We start from the raw sequence: 811 nt of genomic DNA on the forward strand, positions 1-811 counted from the left end.
GCTGAAGCCCGTCCTACCGACACAGCGCATGCTTTTTGTAGGACCGGCTTCAGCCGGGAAGACGGTCCCACTGAGTGCACGCGCTGCTGCTGTTAGTGGGACCGGCTTCAGCCGAGAAGGCCATCCCACTGGATGCACGCGTTGCCGTTAGTGGGACTGGCTTTAGCCGGGAAGGCGCCTGCTCAGGCAGGCAAAGACTGATGAAACGACACCGTCCCCGTGGGAGCGAGCTTGCTCGCGAATGCTGTTGATCGTTCCCACGCTCTGCGTGGGCATGCATCCCGTGACGCTCCGCGTCACAACTCACGCTATCCATGCTTTTGGGCGCTGGCCACCGTAGCCACATCCGCAATTAGCCGCTTAGACTGTCCCCTCTTTCTGTTTTCAAAGGATGAATCCAGTGAATGTTGCTGTTGATCAGGTGGTGATCCATCGTTTTACCGAGGCCCATATCGAGGGTGTCAATGCGTTGTATAACGACCCCAGTGTGTGTCGTCAGGTGCTTCAGATGCCGTATCAGTCGGCCGATGTCTGGCGCAAACGGCTGGCGGGGGCGGATGACCGTTCGGTGAAGCTGGTCGCTTTGCACCAAGGTCAGGTGATCGGCAACATCGGTCTGGAACAATACGCGCGCATTCGCCAGCGCCATGTCGGCGCCATCGGCATGGGCGTGGCGGCGGGGTGGCAGGGTAAAGGGGTGGGGTCGCGGCTGATGGCCGCCGTGCTGGAAGTCGCGGACAACTGGATGAACCTGCACCGGGTTGAACTCACCGTGTTTGCCGATAACGAAGCCGCCCTGCCGCTGTACCGC

Annotated in this window: 1 protein-coding gene; it reads left to right on the forward strand. The window is 60.5% G+C overall.

All coding sequences use genetic code 11. The features are described 5' to 3' along the window. Positions 1 to 400: 400 nt before the first annotated feature. A partial coding sequence (locus tag QMX88_RS29300) for a GNAT family N-acetyltransferase (protein ID WP_282373738.1) occupies positions 401 to 811 on the forward strand: 411 nt, incomplete at its 3' end.

Origin of the sequence: Pseudomonas sp. PS02290, from assembly GCF_029960075.1 — a bacterium.
In the GTDB taxonomy this organism is placed as follows: domain Bacteria; phylum Pseudomonadota; class Gammaproteobacteria; order Pseudomonadales; family Pseudomonadaceae; genus Aquipseudomonas.